This window comes from Leptospira johnsonii (assembly GCF_003112675.1).
Lineage (GTDB): Bacteria > Spirochaetota > Leptospiria > Leptospirales > Leptospiraceae > Leptospira_B > Leptospira_B johnsonii.
Genome location: NZ_BFAY01000001.1, coordinates 126,958 through 148,700, shown reverse-complemented (window position 1 = coordinate 148,700; position 21,743 = coordinate 126,958). Strand labels below are relative to the sequence as shown.

14 protein-coding genes are annotated in these 21,743 nt (G+C 41.9%); 9 read left to right on the top strand and 5 right to left on the bottom strand.

Annotation, left to right across the window (positions count from 1 at the left end):
• The first annotated feature begins 125 nt into the window (after positions 1 to 125).
• On the top strand, positions 126 to 1,505 hold the full coding sequence (locus LPTSP_RS00605; RefSeq protein WP_108926912.1) for an SBBP repeat-containing protein: 1,380 nt from the start codon (positions 126 to 128) through the stop codon (positions 1,503 to 1,505).
• A gap of 39 nt (positions 1,506 to 1,544) precedes the next feature.
• Here the strand turns inward: LPTSP_RS00605 and LPTSP_RS00600 are convergent, their stop codons facing one another.
• Positions 1,545 to 2,825: a hypothetical protein gene (locus LPTSP_RS00600; protein WP_108926911.1), complete on the bottom strand. Its 1,281-nt coding sequence runs from the start codon at positions 2,823 to 2,825 to the stop codon at positions 1,545 to 1,547.
• A gap of 57 nt (positions 2,826 to 2,882) precedes the next feature.
• On the opposite strand from LPTSP_RS00600, the gene LPTSP_RS00595 reads away from it, so the two are divergent.
• The 8 genes from LPTSP_RS00595 to cfa all read left to right on the top strand — a co-directional run bounded on the left by LPTSP_RS00595 (position 2,883) and on the right by cfa (position 12,740).
• A complete protein-coding gene (locus LPTSP_RS00595) occupies positions 2,883 to 5,138 on the top strand; it encodes a lytic transglycosylase domain-containing protein (protein WP_108926910.1) in 2,256 nt (751 codons plus the stop codon).
• Positions 5,139 to 5,292: 154 nt separating this feature from the next.
• Complete coding sequence (locus LPTSP_RS00590; protein ID WP_108926909.1) at positions 5,293 to 6,579, top strand: citrate synthase; 1,287 nt, start codon at positions 5,293 to 5,295, stop codon at positions 6,577 to 6,579.
• A gap of 66 nt (positions 6,580 to 6,645) precedes the next feature.
• A complete protein-coding gene (locus LPTSP_RS00585; RefSeq protein WP_245915426.1) occupies positions 6,646 to 7,893 on the top strand; it encodes a class I SAM-dependent rRNA methyltransferase in 1,248 nt (415 codons plus the stop codon).
• A gap of 3 nt (positions 7,894 to 7,896) precedes the next feature.
• Positions 7,897 to 8,775, top strand: coding sequence for a class I SAM-dependent methyltransferase (locus tag LPTSP_RS00580; RefSeq protein ID WP_108926908.1), 879 nt, complete (start codon positions 7,897 to 7,899; stop codon positions 8,773 to 8,775).
• Positions 8,772 to 9,572, top strand: a complete 801-nt coding sequence (locus LPTSP_RS00575) for a TrmH family RNA methyltransferase (RefSeq protein WP_108926907.1) — start codon at positions 8,772 to 8,774, stop codon at positions 9,570 to 9,572. Before LPTSP_RS00580 ends, LPTSP_RS00575 begins: the two co-directional genes overlap by 4 nt.
• Positions 9,572 to 10,684, top strand: coding sequence for a glycosyltransferase family protein (locus LPTSP_RS00570; RefSeq protein ID WP_108926906.1), 1,113 nt, complete (start codon positions 9,572 to 9,574; stop codon positions 10,682 to 10,684). Before LPTSP_RS00575 ends, LPTSP_RS00570 begins: the two co-directional genes overlap by 1 nt.
• An 80-nt stretch (positions 10,685 to 10,764) precedes the next feature.
• Complete coding sequence (locus LPTSP_RS00565) at positions 10,765 to 11,433, top strand: ankyrin repeat domain-containing protein (RefSeq protein WP_108926905.1); 669 nt, start codon at positions 10,765 to 10,767, stop codon at positions 11,431 to 11,433.
• 188 nt (positions 11,434 to 11,621) lie between these two features.
• Positions 11,622 to 12,740, top strand: a complete 1,119-nt coding sequence (gene cfa, locus LPTSP_RS00560) for a cyclopropane fatty acyl phospholipid synthase (protein WP_108926904.1) — start codon at positions 11,622 to 11,624, stop codon at positions 12,738 to 12,740.
• 2 nt (positions 12,741 to 12,742) lie between these two features.
• Here cfa and mdoH read toward each other — a convergent pair whose 3' ends face one another.
• The 4 genes from mdoH to gltB form a co-directional block, all read right to left on the bottom strand.
• Positions 12,743 to 14,917 (bottom strand): glucans biosynthesis glucosyltransferase MdoH, encoded by a 2,175-nt coding sequence (gene mdoH, locus LPTSP_RS00555; protein ID WP_108926903.1) that lies wholly within the window; start codon positions 14,915 to 14,917, stop codon positions 12,743 to 12,745.
• A complete protein-coding gene (locus LPTSP_RS00550; RefSeq protein ID WP_108926902.1) occupies positions 14,914 to 15,324 on the bottom strand; it encodes a hypothetical protein in 411 nt (136 codons plus the stop codon). The genes mdoH and LPTSP_RS00550 overlap by 4 nt, the downstream gene beginning before the upstream one ends.
• Positions 15,311 to 16,915: an OpgD/OpgG family glucan biosynthesis protein gene (locus LPTSP_RS00545; protein WP_108926901.1), complete on the bottom strand. Its 1,605-nt coding sequence runs from the start codon at positions 16,913 to 16,915 to the stop codon at positions 15,311 to 15,313. Before LPTSP_RS00545 ends, LPTSP_RS00550 begins: the two co-directional genes overlap by 14 nt.
• Positions 16,916 to 17,059: 144 nt before the next feature.
• Positions 17,060 to 21,547, bottom strand: coding sequence for a glutamate synthase large subunit (gene gltB / locus LPTSP_RS00540; RefSeq protein ID WP_108926900.1), 4,488 nt, complete (start codon positions 21,545 to 21,547; stop codon positions 17,060 to 17,062).
• Positions 21,548 to 21,743 lie beyond the last annotated feature (196 nt).

Below are 21,743 nucleotides of genomic sequence, written 5' to 3'. Positions count from 1 at the left end.
TCTTTATCCATTTTTGGATACCAGAAACTCAACTTAGATCGTTCTGAATAAAAACGTTATTCTTCTTGCATAAAAATACTGTTCACCTGTCTCGATCCAAAAATCCTTGAATAAAAAGTATAACTATGAACATTTTTAAAATATTATTCTCTCTTTCTATAATACTAAGTCTTTTTATTTCTTGCGAGTCTTCGTCCTCATCAGCTGGGGTTACCTCGTTACTTCCATTTATTTCCGGTGGAACCGATTCAGGAGAAAATCCAGGAACAGGAGGAGGAGGCAGTAGTAATTGTTCTAATGGAACTATTGCAGATCTAATCGGAACAGATGATACAGACCCGGAAGCAATTTCCAAAGACTTTTCCGGAAATCTCTATCTTACAGGCGAATCGACTAATGACTTAGGTGGGAATTCGGTCAATTCTTACAAAAACCCATTCGTGATCAAATATAGATCGAATTATCTATGTAAAGAATGGACAATCGTTTTGGATGATCCAGCCGGAAACGGAGGAACCACTAGTAATGTTTTCGCAGATTCAAATGGGAATGTATATGTTTCCGGCTTAACCAATGGAAATTTAGAAGGAAAAACTTGTTCCGGATCCTGTACATTCATAGGCAAATTAGATTCGAACGGCGCCGTATTATGGATTAAAATTTTTCCGGAAGTTTTCAGTAAAACAAACATCGCTCTGGATCCTTCCGGCAATATTTATTGGGTAGGATCTACAGGAGCCGCAATCAATGGCCAAGCTGCAACAGGATTAAATGATGTTTTTATCCAAAAGATAGAACCAGATGGCGACCTAAGTACCACTGTCCGTTTGGGCAATGCGGGAACTTCTACCGTTCCTTATTCTGTTACAATCGACTCGAACGGAAATCTCTATTTGGCTGGATTGACAGGTTACACCCTAGAAGGAGAGACTTCTTCCGTCTCGACAAATCTATTCGTAACAAAATACAACTCAAACCTCGCTCTTCAATGGGTTAGATTATCATCTTATACAAATATGGTAGGACAAGTCGGATCACTATATCCGAGAGGGATCACGACAGACTCTTCAGGAAATATTTATTTAGTGGGTGACTCAAGTATTCAAGGAGATATTGACGGACAATCTGGACCGGGATTTGAAAATATTTTTACGATGAAATACAATTCTTCCGGAACTAAACAATGGACGAGAACATTAGGAGAACTTTCCGGCAGTGCAGGTGCGGCATCCGGGGGAATCACAGTCGGACCGTCCGGACAAATTTATATTTTAGGTAGAACTAGCACAGTTTCCTTTGATTCAGTTCCTAAAATCGGAAATGCAGATGCGTTTGTTACTATTTATCAGCCCAACGGTACGAAAATTTCTACTAACCGGTTTGGGACAAGCGGAACCACTTACTTTCCAATTGGCATCACTTACGGAGGAAGCGAAGGAGTGTATTTTGGAACTGTAATTTCAAATGTTACTTACGATTCTAAAGGAAAGATTATATCTTTATAAAAATTAACTTTTCCTCTTAAAACCCGGCATCGTCCGGGTTCAACTCTTCCCCTTATACCGATCCAAAACCAATCTTAAAAAATCGGACTGCGGAAATTTATGGACCAAGGATTCCATAAGTTGGACTCCCTCTTCCACCGGTCCGGTTTCCAAAAGAGAGATCGCTTTTAAATAAACCATTTCGGGAGAATATTGGAATCTTCCGGTTAATACTAACCTCTCTCTAAATGTTTCGAACTTTCTGTCCTTAAATTCTTGTACTGCGATCGCTCTTTGGGTCAGATAAGAACCCGGGGTTTGGGAGCGGACTGAGATCATTTCGGAATCTAATTCTCCTGCCAAGGTAGAATTCCAAAGTACCAAAAGTTCGAACGGCCTGAGAGTATAGGACATACCTTGTTCTTTCAGGATCTTATAACGTTCGAATAAAGAATCGTCGCTTCCTTCTTGGATGGAATCACGTAGAGTTTCTTTTAACTCTTCTCTTCCGTTTTTCTTTTTTTCTTCCGAGATCCATTCGAATACAAAGTCTCTTGGTTTGCATTTTTTAACTAAAAAGAATCTGTCAAGGATGGTATGTCTGAGAGAATATTGATCCAGGAAAAAGTCAGCTTCCGTTCTGGAAAATTCTTCTATTCTTCTCGCAATGCTTACGTCCAAAACTTTTATGTTTCGGATCCCTTCTTTCTTATCCTTGAAATAGAAATAGGCAAGTCCGGCCAGATCAGGTTCTTGGGAAGAAATTACCAGATCGAACAATTCATTCTGCTCTTCTTGGCTTAATCCTTGTAGTTTATGGTTATATGCGATTTTTTCTTTTCTTTCCAGACCTTCTTTCAGAAAACTTTCGGATTCCTGAATAGCGTCTATGAAGTATAATAATCTTCTTCCTTCTTTTGCTTCTTTCAGATCTTCTCCGAAAGAATATACCAATTCTTGGTAATCTCGGATCCTATCTTCACATAGTAAGAACGCGGAACATAAAAAGAATAATTCAGGGTCCCAAACTAAATTCCCTTTCAACTCATCCAACAACTCTTGGAAGAATAAGCGCAAAAGTTTCTCTTCTCTTTCCGTGATCCCGTCTTCTCTGATCCAGTCCAAACGAGGAGAATGGAATACGAATCTTCCGAATAGGTCCGATCTGAAACAATGAGAAGGTCTCAAATGTGTCAGGATACTTCCGCTATAATGATCTAAAATTTTAGTTTTGAGTCGAAGTACTTCCGTATCCGGTTTTCGATCCTGTTTTTTACCTTCGAAGTCCGGATGCCTTAAAGTTATTTCAGGCCATTCTGTATTTGATACCGATATATGCATAAAGACTCCTTTTTGGAGTTGAACCCTTTTTAAGGCGGATTAAGTGAGAAGAATCGCATGAAAAAAACGATTCTGGGGTTACTCCCGTTTATAGTTGTCGGCAGTCTTTTTGCGGACGACGACCTAAAATACTTGGTCAAATCCTATAGTTTAGAAAAAATACGCAGGATTTTCCGGGAAAGATCTCCTTCCAAAGAATCCGAGGTCTATGCACTTGTACGCTTTCATGAGACCCATCCGGATGGGGACGAGGGCAATAAGTTCAGATATCTGGTATCCCTTTTAAAGGGCAGGCTTGTGGTTGGAGTCACCAAGGACGAACTTCACAGCCTCATCAAAAATCCTCTGCCTCCTCTGAATGCAATTACCAAAATGAGTTTTTGGAAACTGTATGAGGAAATGGTAAAAAGAAAAAGTGTATCTTCTTCCGAGCTTATCTCCTACTTAAAAAAACTTCCTCCGGACTATGATCCTATTTATAAAAATGTAATTGGGGAAATTTTACGCATCCATTACGAAAACGGAGAATTCAAAGAGGCAAAAGATTACGCCGAAAGTTTTTCCGAAAAAGACAAAAAAGAATATTTCGGCGCAATGGCTTATTACAGATACGCAAAGGCCTTATATAAATTCGGCGAAGTCCAAAAAGGGGAAAATCTTTTATACGCTCTCGCAGAAGATGCAAATGTTCCTTCTTACGTTAAAAAAGATATTTATACAGATCTCAAAACCTGGAAAGGGGAATCTTTTTATAAACAAATTCCTTTGGAGAAGGCTGTATTATTCCTTCCTTTCTTAGACAGTGTAGACAAAAAAACTTTCATTTCTTCTCATCAATATTTCAGTTCTATCGTTTTTGAAAGACCGGAAAGCTGGAAGGCAGCCGCAAGAGGTTTAGTCCAATATTATCCGGAAAGACTTTCTTCTCTTTTTTCCAGACACAAACATTATGCGGAATATTTTCCAGAATTCACTGCAGCAATGTCCGTAGAACTTTCCAACCAGAACCTTGCAAAATCAGGTTTAGATCTATTAGAAAAAACTAATCTTTCTTCTTCCGAGTCTGTGGAATACGCCTATGCGAGGGCCTATAAACGTCTGGGAGAAAGGGATAAATACTTTAACGGACTACTTTCTTCTCTCGAAAAAAATCCTTATAATCTTATCCGGCAAGACGAGTTGATCGATCTTTTGATCGGGGACCATTCTCATTTTCTGGAAGAATCTTATTGGAAAGAAGCCCTAAAACGGATCCCGAATCTTCCGGTCAAAGGTAGATTAGTCTATTGGTATCTAAGAAGTTTAAAATCCAAGGGCAAACAAGACGAGCTTCTTTCTTGGTTAAAATCCTATTATAAGTTCATCCCTGGTTCTTATTATACCAGGGTGATCCGAGAAGAATTCGCGACCGAGATCTCTACTGTCCAAAAACCGGACAGCCCTCTTAGGAACAAGGATACATTATTCGAATATCTTTCGTTGACTTCAGGAGATCCAAAATACTCGGACAAGATCTTAGGAAGAGATCTGGAATTCGCCTATTTTCCGGATTCGTTCTCTTTGGATATCCGGATCGATTCCGCTCATAGCAGGATCAGAGGGAATCATCTATTACAAAATGCTAAAGAATATTTAGAGATCGGAGAAATGGCCCACGCAAGCTCTCTCGTGGACAAATATGTTCTGCAAACAGGAACATCGGAAGAAGAAAAAGACGAAATTTTTGCGGCATTGGGAGAAGTTACCGGAAACCAATATCTGACCGTCTTCCATACAAGAAATCTAATGAAAAGAAGAAGGATCCCTGACGATGTGATCCTTCTTCCTTCTAAACTCGCATCCAGGATATATCCCCGACCTCATAAGGATATAGTTTCCCATTATTCCCAATCCTTCGGGATCGAAGAAGACATTGTGTATGCAGTTATGCGACAGGAGTCTTTTTTTAAAGAGAATGCAGTCTCTTTTTCTAATGCGAGAGGCCTAATGCAGATTATGGGACCTACGGGAAAAGGGTTAGCTCAAGGCTTGGGCCTAGGTCCTTATTCTCTTTTTGATCCGGAAATTTCTATCCAAATGGGTGCAAAATTCCTGAAATATCTTCTCTCCTCCAATGAAAACGATTTGAAATGGGCCTCTATTGCTTATAACGGAGGTCCTGGAAATCTCAGAAAATGGAAACGAAATCATTATCACGGAGATTTTAATCATTTTTTAGAGGAACTTCCTTTAAAAGAGCCCCGTGATTATTGCAGGATCGTAACGTCGAACTATTATAATTACCAAAGTTTAAGGCAGTATAAAAACCGCTGAGCAGACAATACGGATTCTTTTTTTTAGATTGTCTAGAATTTCAGATCCATAGGATAGTTCTAAGGACCGGGCCGAGCTTTCAATTTCGCTTCTCTGTCCCAAGGTCTACCTTATGCCGGTTCGTCCGATATCATTCATCTAACAGGAGTAAAAAATGGCAAACACCGCAATCTTAAAAATCGACGGTAAAGAATATGAACTACCCATCATCACGGGAACAGAAAACGAAAAGGCCATAGACATCTCCAAACTTAGACAGCAAACAGGATACATTACGTTAGATAACGGTTATTTAAATACCGGTGCCTGTACTAGCGCAGTTACATTCCTGGACGGAGAGTTGGGAATTTTAAGATACCGCGGGATCCCGATAGAACAATTGGCCGAAAAATCAAGCTTCACCGAAGTAGCTTACCTTTTGATCTACGGTCACCTTCCTTCCGACAAGGAACTGCAAGATTGGGACAAAGAGCTTACAATGCACACTTTGATCCATGAAGACTTAAAACGTCTTTATAATGGATTCCCTAAAGACGGCCACCCAATGGCGATCATGTCCACTATGATCGGCTCACTTTCTACTTATTACCAAGATTCTTACGATCCAGAAAATGCGGATCATAGACATATCTCTATGGTTCGTCTTTTAGCGAAGTTCCCTACAATCGCAGCATTCGCTTACAAAAAGTCTTTGGGCCAACCTACAGTTCACCCGATGAACCACCTGGATTATTGTGGTAACTTCTTGAATATGATGTTCTCCGTCCCGAGCGAAGACTATTATATCGATCCTGAGATCGTAAAAGCCCTGAACCTTCTGTTGATACTTCACGCGGACCATGAACAAAACTGTTCTACTTCCACAGTTCGTTTGGTCGGTTCTTCACTCGCAAACTTGTATGGTGCGATCTCCGCAGGTATCTGTGCTCTTTGGGGACCTCGTCACGGAGGAGCCAACCAAGAAGTATTAGAAATGCTTTTAGAGATAAAAGCTTCCGGTCTTCCAGTGAAAAAGATCGTAGAAAAAGCAAAAGATAAGAATGACGCATTCCGTCTTTCCGGATTCGGACACAGGGTTTACAAAAACTTCGACCCACGCGCTAAGATCATCAAAAAAGCGTGTGATGCAGTTCTTTATAGACTAGGAGTAAAAGACCCTCTATTAGATATTGCTAAAGAATTAGAAGAAGCGGCGCTTAAAGATTCTTACTTCGTAGAAAGAAAACTTTATCCGAACGTGGACTTCTATAGCGGTATTATCTACCGTGCACTCGGAATTCCTGTGAACATGTTCACAGTAATGTTTGCGATGGGACGTCTTCCGGGTTGGATCGCTCAGTGGAAAGAAATGATCGAATCTCCTGATATGAAGATCGGAAGACCTCGTCAGATCTATACTGGAGCTACTGACACTTCTTACGACGACGCTAAGAAAAAGTAAGATTTTTCAAGGCCGATGTTTTCTAAAGGACAGAGTTCTGCTCTGTCCTTTTTTATGTACTCTGGAATGAATCGCTTTCGAAGATACCAATTAAACAAAACGACCGAATCGGTTTTGAAATCGGGGCATCCTTGGATCTTGAACGGAAAATTATCCACCGCGGTCTCCGCTTTCCAAGACGGGGATTGGATGAGACTTGTTTCCGGATCGAACGAAACATTAGGATTCGGGATCTATTCTTCTTCCGGTCCGATCGGCATACGGATCCTCCAAAGAGGAAACGAATTCTCGCTTCTCCAATTAAGACAAACGATAGAGAATGCATTAGAACTCAGAAAACCTCTCCGAACCAAAACAAACGCGTATAGACTTTTGCATGGAGAGAATGATCTAATCCCTGGAGTCACAGTGGATCGGTACGGATCTACATGGGTGGTCCAAACCTATTCCCAATCTTTGAGAAAATTTTCCAGATTAGTAGTTAGGATTCTCTACTCAATCGCACCAAAATTAGAAGAACCAATCCCAAAACAGATCGTATGGATCTCTCCCCAAAGAATAGGCTCCGAAAAATCTTTGCCTGTTCGCTTTCTAAGAGGCAAAAAAGAAATTCCATATGAGGAAAAAATTTTTGTAAACCAAGTCCAATGGAAAACCAGGATCCCTGGCCAGAAAGGTGGATTCTTTTTGGACGTTCGGAATTTACGCTCGTTTATATTAGAAAAATCGGAACTAGCCCGCGACAGAGATTGTTTACATTTATTCTCTCATACTGGACTCACATCGGTATGCTTAGAAGAAGCCGGGGCAAACTCTGTCTTCTCCGCCGATGGCGCAAAAGAAGCATTAGAAGAATTTTCGTCTCGTCTCTTGCCGGAAGAAGAGGTCCTAAATTTTGAAAAGAAGAATACGATCTTTACAAAAGGAAAACATCATATGGTCCGGGCGGATCTATTCCAAGACTGGGGATTTTTAGAAGACAAAAAATTTTCACTCATCGTTTTGGATCCGCCTAATCTAACTCCGAACCAAGCTTCTGTTCCCGCAGGCAAAAAAGCATATCGTAGTCTAATAGCTAAGGCACTCTTTCATTTGGAACCGGGAGGAGACCTGATCTTACTTTCTTGTTCCGGAAGAATCCTGGAGTCCGAATTCGAAAAGATTGGCCGAGAAACCTTGGCAATCAAAGGATGGAAGTACAAGGATCTTTATAAATTAAGACCGGAACCGGATCATCCTACACGTAAGGAATTTCCGGAGGGAAAATACTTCAAGGTGCATATCTATAAAAAATGCGAGCCCTTGGACCAATAACTTATGAGCACAAATAAAAATACGTACCAACTCATCGATTCCGGAAATTTCAAAAAGTTAGAACAAGTGGGCCCATATAAAGTGATTCGCCCTTCTCCGGTTGCCGCTTGGCCGCCTACCCAAGCTTCTCTTTGGAAAGACGCTGACGGTGAATATCATAGAAGCGACAAGGGTGGAGGAAATTGGAGCTGGAGAGGATCCAGCGCTTCCAGGCCTGATTCGGAAGATGAGTTTCTAATCCAAATTCCTCCTTTGACCGTTAAGATACGGTTTACTCCCTTCGGGCATCTTGGGATCTTTCCGGAACAATTGAGCAATTGGGATCGGATCCGAAATATTTCTTCTCAACTTGCGGGACAGGGAGAAGTCCTGAATTTATTCGCTTATTCTGGGCTTTCCACCTTGTCTGTGTTAGCCGGAGGATTGGACGCCTGCCATTTGGATTCTTCCAAAGGAATGGTAGAATGGGCCAGAGAAAATGCGCAAGTGTCCGGTCTCGCGGGAAAAAAAGTGAGATGGATCGTAGAAGATGTATTAAAATTCCTGAATAGAGAGATCAGAAGAGATAAAAAATATATAGGTTTTATCTTAGATCCGCCTACATTCGGAAGAGGAGCCAGCGGAGAAGTTTTCAAAATAGAAAAAGATCTGCCGGAGATGATGGACCTTCTTATGAAACTCTGCGATAATAAACCTGAGTTCGTGTTTTTGACCTGCCATTCTACAGGATTCAGTCCACTTGCACTTCGGAGGATTTTAGAAGGAAGGATCAAAACTCCTGGGAATTATCTCACGGAAGAACTTTCTATTTCAGAATCCACAGGAAGAATTCATCCGGCAGGCTCCAATTGTGTATTTTATTCGAATAGAGTGAAACTTTGAAAAAAGACATTTTGGAAATCAGCAGTTTTTCAAATGAAAAGCTGAAGTATATCTCAGGACTAAAAGAGAAAAAGAACCGGGAAAAATCCGGCACATTCTTCATTGAAGGTTTTAGAGAGCTCCAAAGAGCGAAAGTTTCAGGCAAAATCAAGTTCGAATACTTACTCACCTGCCCTTCTTGTTATCTAGGAGAAAATGAAGAAGGTCTTGTATCTTCTATAGATGCAAAAACGATCGTCGTTCCAAAACAAATTTTCGAAAAGATCTCTTATAGAGACAGACCGGATGGTTTGATTGCCACTGCAGAATTGCCGGACTTCTCCTTATCTCCCAAAACAAAACTTTCGGACGACCCTATACTCGTCATCGAAGGTGTCGAAAAACCGGGAAACTTAGGTACTATTTTAAGAACTGCAGAAGGCGCGGGATTTCATAAGGTATTCGTTGCAGATCCAAGACTGGACCTATTTAACCCAAACGTTATTCGTTCTTCTACTGGAACATTATTTACCTTGGATGTTTTCCAGTCTGATATCCAAGAACTCTATCCTATTCTCCAAAAAGCAGGATACAAAACATTCGCAGTGACTCCCGAAGCAAAATCCTTATACTGGGACGCAAACCTGAAAGGTAAAGTCGCGCTTGTTTTCGGGAGTGAGCAGTACGGCTTAAGCGAATATGCAAGATCCCAAAGCGATCAATATATTTCTCTTCCTATGAAGGGAGTGGCGGATAGTCTAAATCTGGCAATGTCCGCAGGAATTTTAATGTACGAAGTACTTCGACAGAATCGTTAATGAAAAAGGTCCATATCTCCGCGTACGTAAGCGGCCACGGCTTCGGTCATATCAGCCGCAGTTTAGAAGCTATTCTGCAAATTTTAATTCAAAATCCCGAATGGTCTGCGACTATCCATTCTCCCAGAGGAGAAGAATTCGCCTCCTCCTTAGATGTTTCCGGTATTTGGGGAAAAGTCAGATCCAGGATCCGATTCAGAAAAATGAAATCAGATGTTGGTATCGTACAAAAAGATTCTCTCGGAATGGATCTGGATTCTACAGAAGCCGAAATCTTAGAATTTAAGAAGAACAAAAACTCTCTTTTACAATTAGAAACTGAATATCTCAAAAAAGAAAGGCCGGATATCATTTGGTCCGATTCTTCATCTCTTCCTTTTCTGATATCTTCCGATCTAAAGATACCTTCTTTATTTTTAGGGAATTTTACTTGGGATTATATATATTCATATTACGAATCTTCTATATTCCAAATATACTCCAAAGAATTAAAGAAAGAATACGCACTCTGCGATCTGGGGCTTGTCCTTCCACTTTCTTGTCCGGTTACTTCTATCCTTAAAACCAAAAACATCGGATTATTGGGTCGCAAGCCAAATCTAAACAAAGAAGAGGCCAGAAGATATTACGGCTTCGAAGAAGGCATTGAGTATTATCTATTTTCCTTCGGAGCTTACGGGATAGACTCTTCTCATTTTGATTGGAAAGAATGGGACCCATCCAAAAGAAGGATCGTGATCGGTGGAATAGAATGGAAGATAGAGGCCAAAAATAATCTGGGGATTGTTACCATTCCGCATTGCCATTATCCGGATCTGCTCAGGGCGAGCGACTTCGTATTGACAAAACCCGGTTACGGGATCTTAAGCGAATCTTACTTTTCAGGAACTCCTATACTTTACACCGATAGGGGTAACTTTCCAGAATACAAATATTTAGTAGAAGCGTTACAATCTCAGTATAAATCCTCGTATATCTCTCATAACGACTTGTTTTCTTTCCGTTGGGAAAAATCTTCTAAGAACGCAATAGACTCTAACGTCCGTCCTGATCCAATACTGCAAAAAGATCCAATAACCGATATTATAACCTGCATAAAAGAGCTTATATAAGCAAACGCCTAAAAATTTCGAATTTGACATGTTTACATCGCTTTCTATAAAGTTAGCGCTGCTTTGCAGAACGGAGTAATATGAAAAATTTGATCGATATAAAAAATTTCCATCTCGGGCTTTCAATATGTATAACGTATATTTGTTTATATTTCTTAAATTGCCTCTCACCGCTTGCAAGTGCGGCCGATAGCGGAGATATCAATGCCCTTAAAAAATTCAAAGCGGAAGGTATTCCGCTAAATCAAGAGAGCGAAAATGGGATGCAGCCTATCCATTATGCAGCCTCTAATTTACAATTGGAAACAGTTGCATATCTTTTAGAAAATGGCGTCGACGTAAATGCAAAGACCAAATCAGGAGCTACCGCAATCGATTTTGTAGTCTTTGCGCCTCCATTTCGAGACGACAATCTTATCATAAATTTAGTTACACTCTTATTACAAAAAGGGGCAAAACCTAGCTCAGCACTTGCCATGGCAGCCTTTTACGGAAGAAAGGAAGTTATAACCATATTATTAGATAAAGGAGCGGATCCAAATTACCAAAATGGAGCAGGTTATGCTGCACTTCATCTTCTCGTAATGTCCAAATACGCTAACGCGGAAACTGCAAAACTTTTGATACAGAGAGGAGCAAAAGTGGATATTAAAACGAAGGATGGTAAAACTCCTCTAATGTTGTATCAGGATTCCGTGTTAATAAAAAGTTCAGAGTTGGAAAAAATTCTTTCAGGCAATAAACTTTAGAAAACCTTTATTTCTTCATGTATTTATGGGCACAAGAATACTCGAATACAAACTTACTTTCCAACTAACAATTGTTTACTTGAAGAACCCATACTAGAACGGAGTCTCTATCATTTTTTTACTTTTCCTCTTTCCATAAATAGGTTAACTTACTCGGATCATTGCGATCTATCTTTAGGGAGGACATTATGTGGAAAGAAAGAGTTCGCGGTAAGGTAGAAGAATTATTTGCAAGGGCAGGAGTCAGCTTTGGAGGCGCTGCAGATTGGGATATCCAAGTAAAGGACGATAGACTATTCGAAAAAATATTAACCAACGGTTCTCTTGGCTTAGGAGAAGCATACATGAACGGTTGGTTTGAATGCGGTAGGTTCGACGAAACAGTCAGAAGATTATTAGATAAAGGAATAGAAAAGGCTGCCAAGACCTGGGGAAATCTATTTCTATATTTAGAATCCATAATATTAAACCGCCAATCCAAAAGAAGAGCTTTTGTGATCGGAGAAAGACATTACGATCTTGGAAATGATTTATTCGAGCTGATGTTAGACAAGGAAATGGTTTATTCCTGCGCCTACTGGAAGGATGCTACCTCCTTAGACAAGGCCCAAGAAAATAAAATGGACTTGATTTGCAGGAAGTTGGACCTCCAACCAGGCATGAAGGTCCTGGATATAGGATGTGGCTGGGGAGGACTTGCCAGATATGCCGCCAAAGAATACGGAACAGAAGTGTTCGGAATCAGCGTTTCTAAAGAACAATTGGCGTTAGCAGAAGAAAGATCCAAAGACCTAAAAGTAAAATACGAATTGATGGATTATCGAGACGTAAAAGACAATTTCGATTCTATCCTTTCCGTAGGCCAAATGGAACACGTGGGTTATAAAAATTACAGGACCTATATGGAAATAGTTTATAAATCTCTAAAGGAGAAGGGACTATTTTTACTTCATACGATCGGTTCCAATGATTCTAATAAAGTTACCGATAGATGGATCGAAAAGTATATCTTTCCAAATTCACATCTTCCTTCTGCGGCACAGATCACAAAAGCGAGTGAGAATCTTTTCGTATTGGAAGATCTTCACAATTTCGGCCCCGACTATGACAAGACGCTTATGGCTTGGTATCATAATTTCGAAAATGGATGGAGCCAGATCCAGAAAAAGTACGGAGAAAGATTCAGACGTATGTGGGAGTTTTATCTTCTAAGCTGTGCTGGAGCGTTCCGTTCTCGAAAAATACAACTTTGGCAGTTCGTATTTTCAAAAGGAGACAGAGAGGAAGTATACCAAGCAGTTCGCTAAAACTATTTAAACCAGGAGACGATCTGTTCTTTCCGTATCCTGGTTTGGTATTCTAAAAATCTTTCCTTCCACCAAGGGTGAGTTTTAGAAAGATCTGTTTCCCAAAACCAGAAATGAAGATCGTTCAATGTACGCTTATCCCAAAGAAGTCGACTCATCTCCTTAGGATTTAAAGAATCAGGACCGGATTCTTTCCAACTAGAAACCAAAACGTCCATATATCTTTTACGTGCATCCGATTCTTTTTTTCTGGTCCTCAAACGAGAAGTATGGAAACGAAACAGAAGAGGATCCACAACCGAAAGAAAAATCCCTCTGCCCGATCCCATTCCATCCAAGAACTCGGAATATTCTTTTTCCAAATTTTCTGTATCTGACAAAAGAATATTCCCTTTGGTTTCTTCCGGAGTTAAAAGAAGTCCCCTTCTTTTCCAAATTTCTCCTTGTTTTGAGGAAGAAGTCCATACTGCCCAGAAATAAGAAAGAAGCCAACCGCCTGTAATCGGTAATAACCAATAAAAAAGTACAGGATAGTACACGAATAACCAGATCGAAATTCCTGTACCATAAAATGCTTGGGGAAGTAAGGCTCGAGCTGCGGCCATTCTATCGATCCCTTGGGTCGAATCCCTGTTTTGAGGTCCCCATTCTATCTTTCTATTCCAAAAAGTCATCCAAAGGAATCGCGTGTATTGGACCATATAAGCAGGAGCCAAGATCACCGACTGAATAAACTCGATCAGAAAGGAAAAGATAAACGAGAAAAATCCGATCCCGCTTTCTTTCCTACGGAAAAATAGACCGTCCAAAAAGGAAAGTATCCTAGGCATGAACAATATTAGAATAGTATAAATCTGCAATCCATAAAATACGGGAAGATACATACTCTCTTGGAATTGTGCCCATTCTTCCGGAATAGAAGCCAAACGGTAATAGTCCGTATCCGCCATAACTGTAAAACTAGTTGCGACGAGTAACAATGCCCAAAGAAGAGAACTTCCGTAAGATAGGATGCCCAAGAGAATATGGATCCTACTGGAGATACGTAAGCCTCCGACGAACAAAAACCAGAAATGTTGCAAATTTCCTTGGCACCATCGATTGTCTCTTTTCAGACTTTCTAGAAGATTGGGAGGACATTCCTCGTAAGAGCCTTCTAAGTCGTATGCGAACCAAACTGTATATCCAGCTTTTCTAATTAAGGCTGCTTCTACCGTATCGTGAGAAAGGATCTTTCCACCTACGGCACTTTCTCCGGGCAAACCGGGAAGTCCGCAGTGTTCCATAAAAGGTTTCAACCTTACGATCGCATTATGGCCCCAAAAAGGTCCGGAAAACACCTGCCAATAATACGATCCCGCTCCAAAGATTGGATTGCCCAGCCAGGTCCCGAATTGTGCCATTCTTTGGAATAAACTTTTGCCTCGGATGATCTTTGGAACTGTTTGTATAATGCCTGCGTTAGGCACTGCTTCCATAAGGCGGATCAGATTCAGCATACAATCACCTGTGACCAAACTGTCCGCGTCTAAGACGATCATATATCTATAACGTCTTCCCCATCTCCTACAGAAGTCCGCGATATTTCCCGATTTTTTATTTAGGTTAATCCTTCTTTTCCTGTAATAAACCCTTCCCTTTGTTTCCGGTTTTCTGGAAAGTTTGGAGAATGCCTTCTCCTCCTGCAGCCAGATATCAGGATCAGTAGTGTCCGATAATAAGAAGAAGTCTAGGTTCTCCCCCAGGCCAACTGAGGCTGCAGACTTCATCATGGATTCTAGACCGGCTGCAACTCTGGCCACATCTTCACAGTGAATCGGAATGACTACAGCGGTGGGTGGGAGTTCCTTCGGGCTAACTTTTTGTCCCGCAATCAAACCTGAGATACGTGTAGGATCTCCTCCTCTAATTCTTTGGATTGCACCAAAAATCGCAGTCGTAGCTCCGAACGCTAATAAAGGAAATAAAAAGCAGAATAAGAGTAAGGTCGCCCATTCCAGAGGAGAGATCCCGTTTATTAAAAGAAAACGATATTCTAAATAGATCCCGAATAAGGATAGAAGTCCCAGAACTCCAACGAATCCCAACCTTCTATACGTAAATTTTCTGGAATCGAACGCTTCCTTTAAGATACCATCCGGCTCCGCAAGACCCGTAGGAAAAGTTCCCGCATTCATGAGAAATACCAGAAAGCTAGAGATATATAAACAGCAGCCCAAAATAACGCGGTCAGAACCAAGGCAACAGGCTCCGGTTTTTCCGCAGAAGGAGAAACCAGATCCGCAAGCGGTCCAAAATCGATAGGTCTAGGCACCATGGAGCCCGGTTCCAAAGGAGGTAGGCGACTCTCCCAATCACGATGTAATTTTGCGGAAGTTTCTTCTTTAAAAATTTCGAATATATTCTTGTCGGAGGATTTGGATTTTTCGAAAACCTTAGAAAGAGTATTATGGATTTCCAAACTATCTTCGATCCCCATTCCTCTCAGGTAAAGTTCCAAGCGTTCCCATTCTTTGGAAAGATGAAGATTTTTCATAAGATCTGAGTCGCTCAGATCTTCCTGTTTTCTCTTAGTTCGGCTCAAGTACGAAATTCCAGGTTTCAGAAATGATCTCTTGGTTTCTGCTCAATGCTGCTTTCAGATCGGAGGGCCTAAATTTATTTTTAGGATACACTCCGAAGGTAAGTCTCCATACTCCTGTCTCTTCTATCTTTTGAACGGAATATTCGGATAATTCTGCATTTTCTCCGGTATCTATTCTGGCTTGGATGTATGCAAACGGATCCAAAGAACTTAAATTAGAACTTTTGAAATCCACATAGAACATTTTCAGATCAGGATCTCCTTGTGCGTCTCCGATCCGAGTGGCTACGACCTTTGCCATAGAGTCAGGAAGCGGATCCGTATCCGGCCAACGAACTGTATAAGAAAAATCGAATGGAGTTCCTGGCTGAGGAAGAGGCTCCGGCATCCAATAGGCTCCCATATTATCGTCCGAATCCTGAACGGTCGGGTTTTCCAAAAGATGAATAGAACCTTTGCCAAAAGGAATTTCAGGCTCCACCCAGGCGCTTGGTCTGAGTTGGTATTTCATCTCGCTATGTTGGTAATTCTGGAATTCTCGGTCTCTTTGGATGAGCCCAAAACCTCTCGGATTTTCATCCGAGAAAGAATACGTTGTGCTACGTTTCGGATTGTCCAGAGGCCTCCAAATCCATTCTCCTTTTCCGGAATGGATCAGTAATCCGTCCGAATCGTGAGACTCAGGATAAGCCTGTCCCTTAGGAATTCCCCTAGTCTCGCTGTACCAATACATACTGGTCAAAGGAGCAATCCCGAGCCGATCTACCTTGGTCCTAAGAATTACCTCTGCATTTACTTTTACGGCGGAAACCTTTCCTGGGGTGATCTGGAATTCGTAGGCTCCTGTGGCGGTCCTTCCATCTAATAAAGCATAAACCGTAATCGTAGAGTCTGTCTTGTCCGGTTTGACAACATAGAACTCCCTAAAGGAAGGAAAGTCTTCCGGATAAGGCATACCGGTATTGACTGCGATCCCGCGAGCGGAAAGACCATACCATTGTTTTTTAGAAATGATCCTATAATAACTTGCACCTTGGAAAACTGCGAACTCGTCCGTATGCTCTTGTGTATTGATCGGAAAATGGATCTTAAAACCCGAATAACCTAGATTAGGCGGAAGCTCTCCTACACCTTTTAGTTTAGATAGATCGAATGAAGCAGGATCGTATGGGATCTCTCTCGCATAGTCCCCTCTTACTTCGAAAACCCGTACATTCGTATTATACAAATGACCCGGATGCAAAAACTGTAGCTGGAAAGGATTTCCTTCCTTCTTCCAAACTGATTTTTCAGGACGAAAGAATATGTTCTTGTATTGGTTCCAGGGTAGACCTTTCAAAAAATCTGTAGTGGAATGTTTAGGTGGAATGTAACGTAGTTTAGATAATGTTCTAGCTCTTATCTTGAGATCTGAAAATGAGAACTTGAATGTAGGATGAGTATTGTGGTCGGAAATCTCCCCCTCCATCACACTCAATAAGGGAGAAGAAGAGAAATCGGGTTCTTCTCTATCCCGCCTTTGCTGTCTATCTGCGACGGCAAAGAGCAAAGCTGTTGCCACAAAGGCCAGAATTATATGTAATCTTAACAATTCGTAACTTTCCTTTCAGCAAGACGAATGCCAAAACCAGTCTATCATCCGTACATAGAGAGGGCAAGGTCTTTTAAGTCCGAATTCACTTCGAACTCATTACAACCTTGCCCCTAGATCGGACAAATTGATCGGAATGTTACTTTATTTAGGAGTAACTTTCACGAAATATTTTTTGGAAGCATCCCAAGTTTTCAAGATCTCTTCTGAAAGATCAGATCCGGTCAACTTAGTGTGTTCCGTAATCAAAGACTTTATGATATCGTAATCTTCGTTTTCTAGATCTACGATTTTCACGTATTCTTTGTTGATTAAAGGTTCCAATTCCCAATCTTTTTGGAAGAAATAAGCGCTTCCTCCGGTCATACCGGCACCCATATTCTTACCGACTGTTCCCAAACAAACGATGGTTCCACTGGTCATATACTCTAAGAAGTGGTCACCTGCTCCGCCTACTACTGCGTCCGCTCCGGAGTTTCTGACCCCGAATCTTTCTCCAGCTCTACCGGAACTGAAAAGTTTTCCGGAAGTAGCACCGTAAAGACAGGTATTACCGATGATCACGTTCTCGTATGGTTTCAATTTGGAACGTCTATGTTTGCGGATCACGATGGTTCCACCGCAGAGTCCCTTTCCTACATAGTCGTTTGCGTCCCCATGAAGAGTGATCTGCACTCCTTTCACGAGCCATGCTCCTAAGGACTGACCTGCAGTTCCTTCAAGAATGATTTCCAGTTTTCCAGGAAGACCTTTGGATCCATATTTGCGTGCGATAATTCCGGAAACTTTTGCTCCTACAGTTCTATTCGTATTCTTCACAGAATAAGAAAGAGACATGGAAGTTTTTCCTTCTAACGCAGGTTCAGCATCTTTTAAGATACGATCGTCCAGGACTTCTCCTACGGATTCTCTTCTTACGAATCTGTCTTTTTTCTTCTTAGGATCGTAAAGAAGAGGAAGACGGACCAAGATCGGATTCAAATCCAAAGAATCCAAACGGTCTTGCTCGTAACGTGTGATCTGTTTCAGAAGGTCAGTTCTTCCGATGATCTCGTCCATGGAGCGGAATCCTAACTTCGCCAAATATTCGCGAACTTCCATTGCTAGAAGTGTCATTAGATTAGCGACCTGATCGGGAGACCCTTTATATTTCGCTCTGAACTTAGGATCTTGAGTAGCAATCCCTGTAGGACAGTTATTCAGATGGCATTTTCTTGCCATGATACAACCTAATGCGACAAGGGAAGCAGTTCCAATTCCGTATTCTTCTGCGCCTAAACAGGCAGCAATGATCACGTCCCTTCCGGAAACGATACCACCGTCGGTACGGAGGACTACTCTATCACGCAGACCATTCATTACTAAAACTTGATGTGTTTCAGAAAGTCCAAGCTCCCAAGGAGATCCTGCATGTTTGATAGAAGTAAGAGAAGCTGCTCCGGTTCCTCCCACATGCCCTGAGATCAAGATCACGTCGGCGTTTGCTTTAGCAACACCTGCAGCGATCGTTCCGACTCCCGCTTCGGAAACAAGTTTTACGGAAACCTGAGCGGTATGGTTAGCTTGTTTCAAGTCATAGATCAACTGAGACAAGTCCTCGATAGAATAAATATCGTGGTGAGGAGGCGGAGAAATCAGATCGATTCCCTGAGGAGTATGACGGTTCGTCGCGATCTCCTCGTTGTTCTTCTTGCCTGGAAGCTGTCCACCTTCTCCAGGTTTTGCTCCCTGAGCGATCTTGATCTCCAACTCTTTTGCTGAGTTTAGATATTCTGAAGTTACGCCGAATCTTCCGGAAGCTACCTGCTTAATGGAAGAATTCGCCAAGTCACCCTTCTCATCCACAACGTAACGAGACGGATGTTCTCCACCTTCGCCCGATGAAGACTTAGAGCCCAAACGGTTCATTGCGATCGCAAGGTCGGTGTGAGCTTCGATGGAAAGAGCGCCATGGCTCATACCTGGGGTTAAGAAACGTTTTTGGATCTCCGAAACAGTTTCCACTTCTTCAATTGGAACAGGAGCACGATCCACGAAATCGAATAGATCTCGGATATTGATCGGATCACTTTCTTCCATTAGTTTAGAAGCTTCCAAGAATGCTTCGTAGTCGTTATCCACCGCAGCTTTGCGGATGAATTTTACTACTTTAGGAGACCATCTATGAGGTTGGTCGTCCTTCTCGGAGATAAAGTCTTCCGGATTGATCTCTTTATTGAATGCGGAGTCGTGGTTGCGCAGAATGTTCTGCTCGATACCACCGATACCAATTCCTGAAATTCTGGAATAAGTTCCGGGGAAGTATTTAGAGATCAGAGTTCTAGAAAGTCCAATTGCTTCGAATACCTGTCCACCTACATAGGAAGACATGATGGAAATTCCCATCTTGGACATGATCTTCAGAAGTCCGTCATCAACTCCCGCACGATAATTGGTGCAAAGAGTAGCGAAAGAAGGACGAGTTCCGTCTTCTAGATCGAAATCTCCCTTGGACCATAGGTCATGAAGAGTGTCCCAGATCAGGTAACTATTCACACCGGAAGCTCCGTATCCTAGAAGAACAGCCACATTATGGATTTCGAATGCAGATCCTGTCTCAACAAGAATGCTTGTAGCCGCACGTTTTTTGTTGCGGATCAAGTGGTTATGGACCGCTGCCACCGCCAATTCCATAGGGATAGGCGCGCGATCCTTGTTCAATTTTTTGTCGGAAAGAATTAGGATATTTACTTCTGATTCCGCAGCCTTTACAGCATCCGCAAGTAACTGATCCAAAGCACGTTCAAGATAATTTCTTGCAGCGTCCGGCTCATGATGAGCTTCGAAAGTCGCGTCTAAGGTAACTACCTTGTATTGTTTTCCGTCCTTATCCCTAATTCTTTGTAAACCAAGATTGGTCAGATACGGATGAGAAAGTACTAGACAGTTCTGAGGTTTTTCGTCTGCGAAAAGATTTGTCTTCTTCACTAAACGAGTATAAAGAGAAGTTACTCCCTTCTCTCTCAGATAGTCGATCGGCGGATTTGTTACCTGCGCAAATCTCTGGCGGAAGTATGTATACAATCCGATACGAGAAAGCATCAAGATAGACAAAGGAGTATCGTCTCCCATAGAACCGATTGCTTCTTTTCCTGCGATCGCCTGAGGTTTGATCACCGCTTTTTGTTTGTATGGAGAATATGCGAATAAGATCTGTCTTCTTCTCAGTTCGTCTCCGGAATAAGTGATGGTTTTAGTAATCGATTCATCGATGGTTTGGTCCAGATATTCTACATTCTCTTTGGACCATTCTCTATAATCGTATTTTTTCTCGAATAGAGCGTTGACGTCCTCATTGAAATAGATCTTACCTTCTTTCAGATTGATCGCGAGCATATCGCCCGGTCCCAATCTTCCTTTTTTGGTGATGATCTCTTCGTCAATATGAACTAAACCGGTTTCGGAACCCATTACAACTAGTCCGTCTTCGGTCACTACATATCTTGCAGGACGAAGTCCGTTTCTATCTAAACTTCCTCCGACCCAATCTCCTTCTGCAAATGCGAGAGCAGCCGGTCCGTCCCATGGTTCGGTCAGAGTGTTATTATATTCGTAGAATGCTTTCAGTCCTTCGGACATCTGGAAGTTCTTACTCCATGCATTCGGAATTAGCATAGCTTTGGCATGAAGAACGTCCTTACCTGAACGTACGATCGCTTCCATAGCATTGTCCAAACTTGCGGAGTCGGATAAATGAGGTCTAATGATCGGATGGATCTCTTTTTGGAACTCTCCCCATTTTTCGCAGGCAAGTTCTTCTTCTCTTGCGAGCATCCAAATCCTGTTCCCTACAATCGTATTAATCTCTCCGTTATGCGCAAGAATACGGAAAGGCTGAGCCAATGCCCAGCTTGGGAACGTGTTGGTGGAATATCTTTGATGGAAGATACAATAAGGAGAAACCATATCCTCACTTTTTAGATCTTCATAAAATTGAGAGACCTGGTTTCCGTTGAATAATCCTTTAAAGGTGATCCTTTCCGAAGAGAAGGAACAAATATAAAAGTCCTCGCTCATGGAAAGTTTGAGCGCATCTCTCATCACTTTTTTCTGGATGAGGAATAACTTTGTCTCGAACTCGTCGTTCGACATTCCTTCCGGTTTGCCGATCAATACTTGTTCGATCTGAGGACGAGAAGCGTTCGCCTTAGGTCCTAAAACCTCAGGATTTACTGGAACATATCTCCAAGCATATAGCTTGAAGTTGAATTGCATGAGTGCTGACTCGATGAGGCTTCGGCAAACATCTTGTTTGTCTATGTCCTCTCTTGGTAGGAACACCATCCCAACACCGATAGAATCCTCGTCAGGACGTCTATGGCCCATATCTTCGATGTACTTCGCAAACAGTTTTTTAGGGATACGGATCATGATACCGGCGCCGTCTCCGGTTTGCATATCTGCATCTACGGCTCCGCGGTGGGTAAGGCATGCGACCGCCTTCAAACCCATGGATACTACTCGGTGACTGGACTCGCCCTTATAAGAAGCGACGAAGCCTACTCCGCAGTTATCGCGCTCGAAGGACTTGTCATATAGACCGTTCTCCTCCAAGTATTTTTGGATCCGCAACTGTTCGTCAAGGTTTAACATCCGCTAAGGTTCCTCTTTAGGGTTGGTATAGAATCCGGGACTCTGCTCTCGCCTTAGTCCACAGACTGTGGAGACTCGAAGCCACGCGATGTTTGGCTGAATTTTGTAGCAAATGTCCGATTCTTAGACCAGTAAATTTACGAGTGCCTAGTTTGAAAACGATCTTTTTCCGGGAATCCACAGCCAAATCGCATAT

Coding starts and splice junctions, on each gene's coding strand:
- LPTSP_RS00565 (WP_108926905.1), top strand. CDS start 10,765: ATGAAAAATTTGATCGATATAAAAAATTTCCATCTCGGGCTTTCAATA.
- cfa (WP_108926904.1), top strand. CDS start 11,622: ATGTGGAAAGAAAGAGTTCGCGGTAAGGTAGAAGAATTATTTGCAAGG.
- mdoH (WP_108926903.1), bottom strand. CDS start 14,917: ATGAATGCGGGAACTTTTCCTACGGGTCTTGCGGAGCCGGATGGTATC.
- gltB (WP_108926900.1), bottom strand. CDS start 21,547: ATGTTAAACCTTGACGAACAGTTGCGGATCCAAAAATACTTGGAGGAG.
- LPTSP_RS00570 (WP_108926906.1), top strand. CDS start 9,572: ATGAAAAAGGTCCATATCTCCGCGTACGTAAGCGGCCACGGCTTCGGT.
- LPTSP_RS00585 (WP_245915426.1), top strand. CDS start 6,646: ATGAATCGCTTTCGAAGATACCAATTAAACAAAACGACCGAATCGGTT.
- LPTSP_RS00590 (WP_108926909.1), top strand. CDS start 5,293: ATGGCAAACACCGCAATCTTAAAAATCGACGGTAAAGAATATGAACTA.
- LPTSP_RS00580 (WP_108926908.1), top strand. CDS start 7,897: ATGAGCACAAATAAAAATACGTACCAACTCATCGATTCCGGAAATTTC.
- LPTSP_RS00605 (WP_108926912.1), top strand. CDS start 126: ATGAACATTTTTAAAATATTATTCTCTCTTTCTATAATACTAAGTCTT.
- LPTSP_RS00595 (WP_108926910.1), top strand. CDS start 2,883: ATGAAAAAAACGATTCTGGGGTTACTCCCGTTTATAGTTGTCGGCAGT.
- LPTSP_RS00600 (WP_108926911.1), bottom strand. CDS start 2,825: ATGCATATATCGGTATCAAATACAGAATGGCCTGAAATAACTTTAAGG.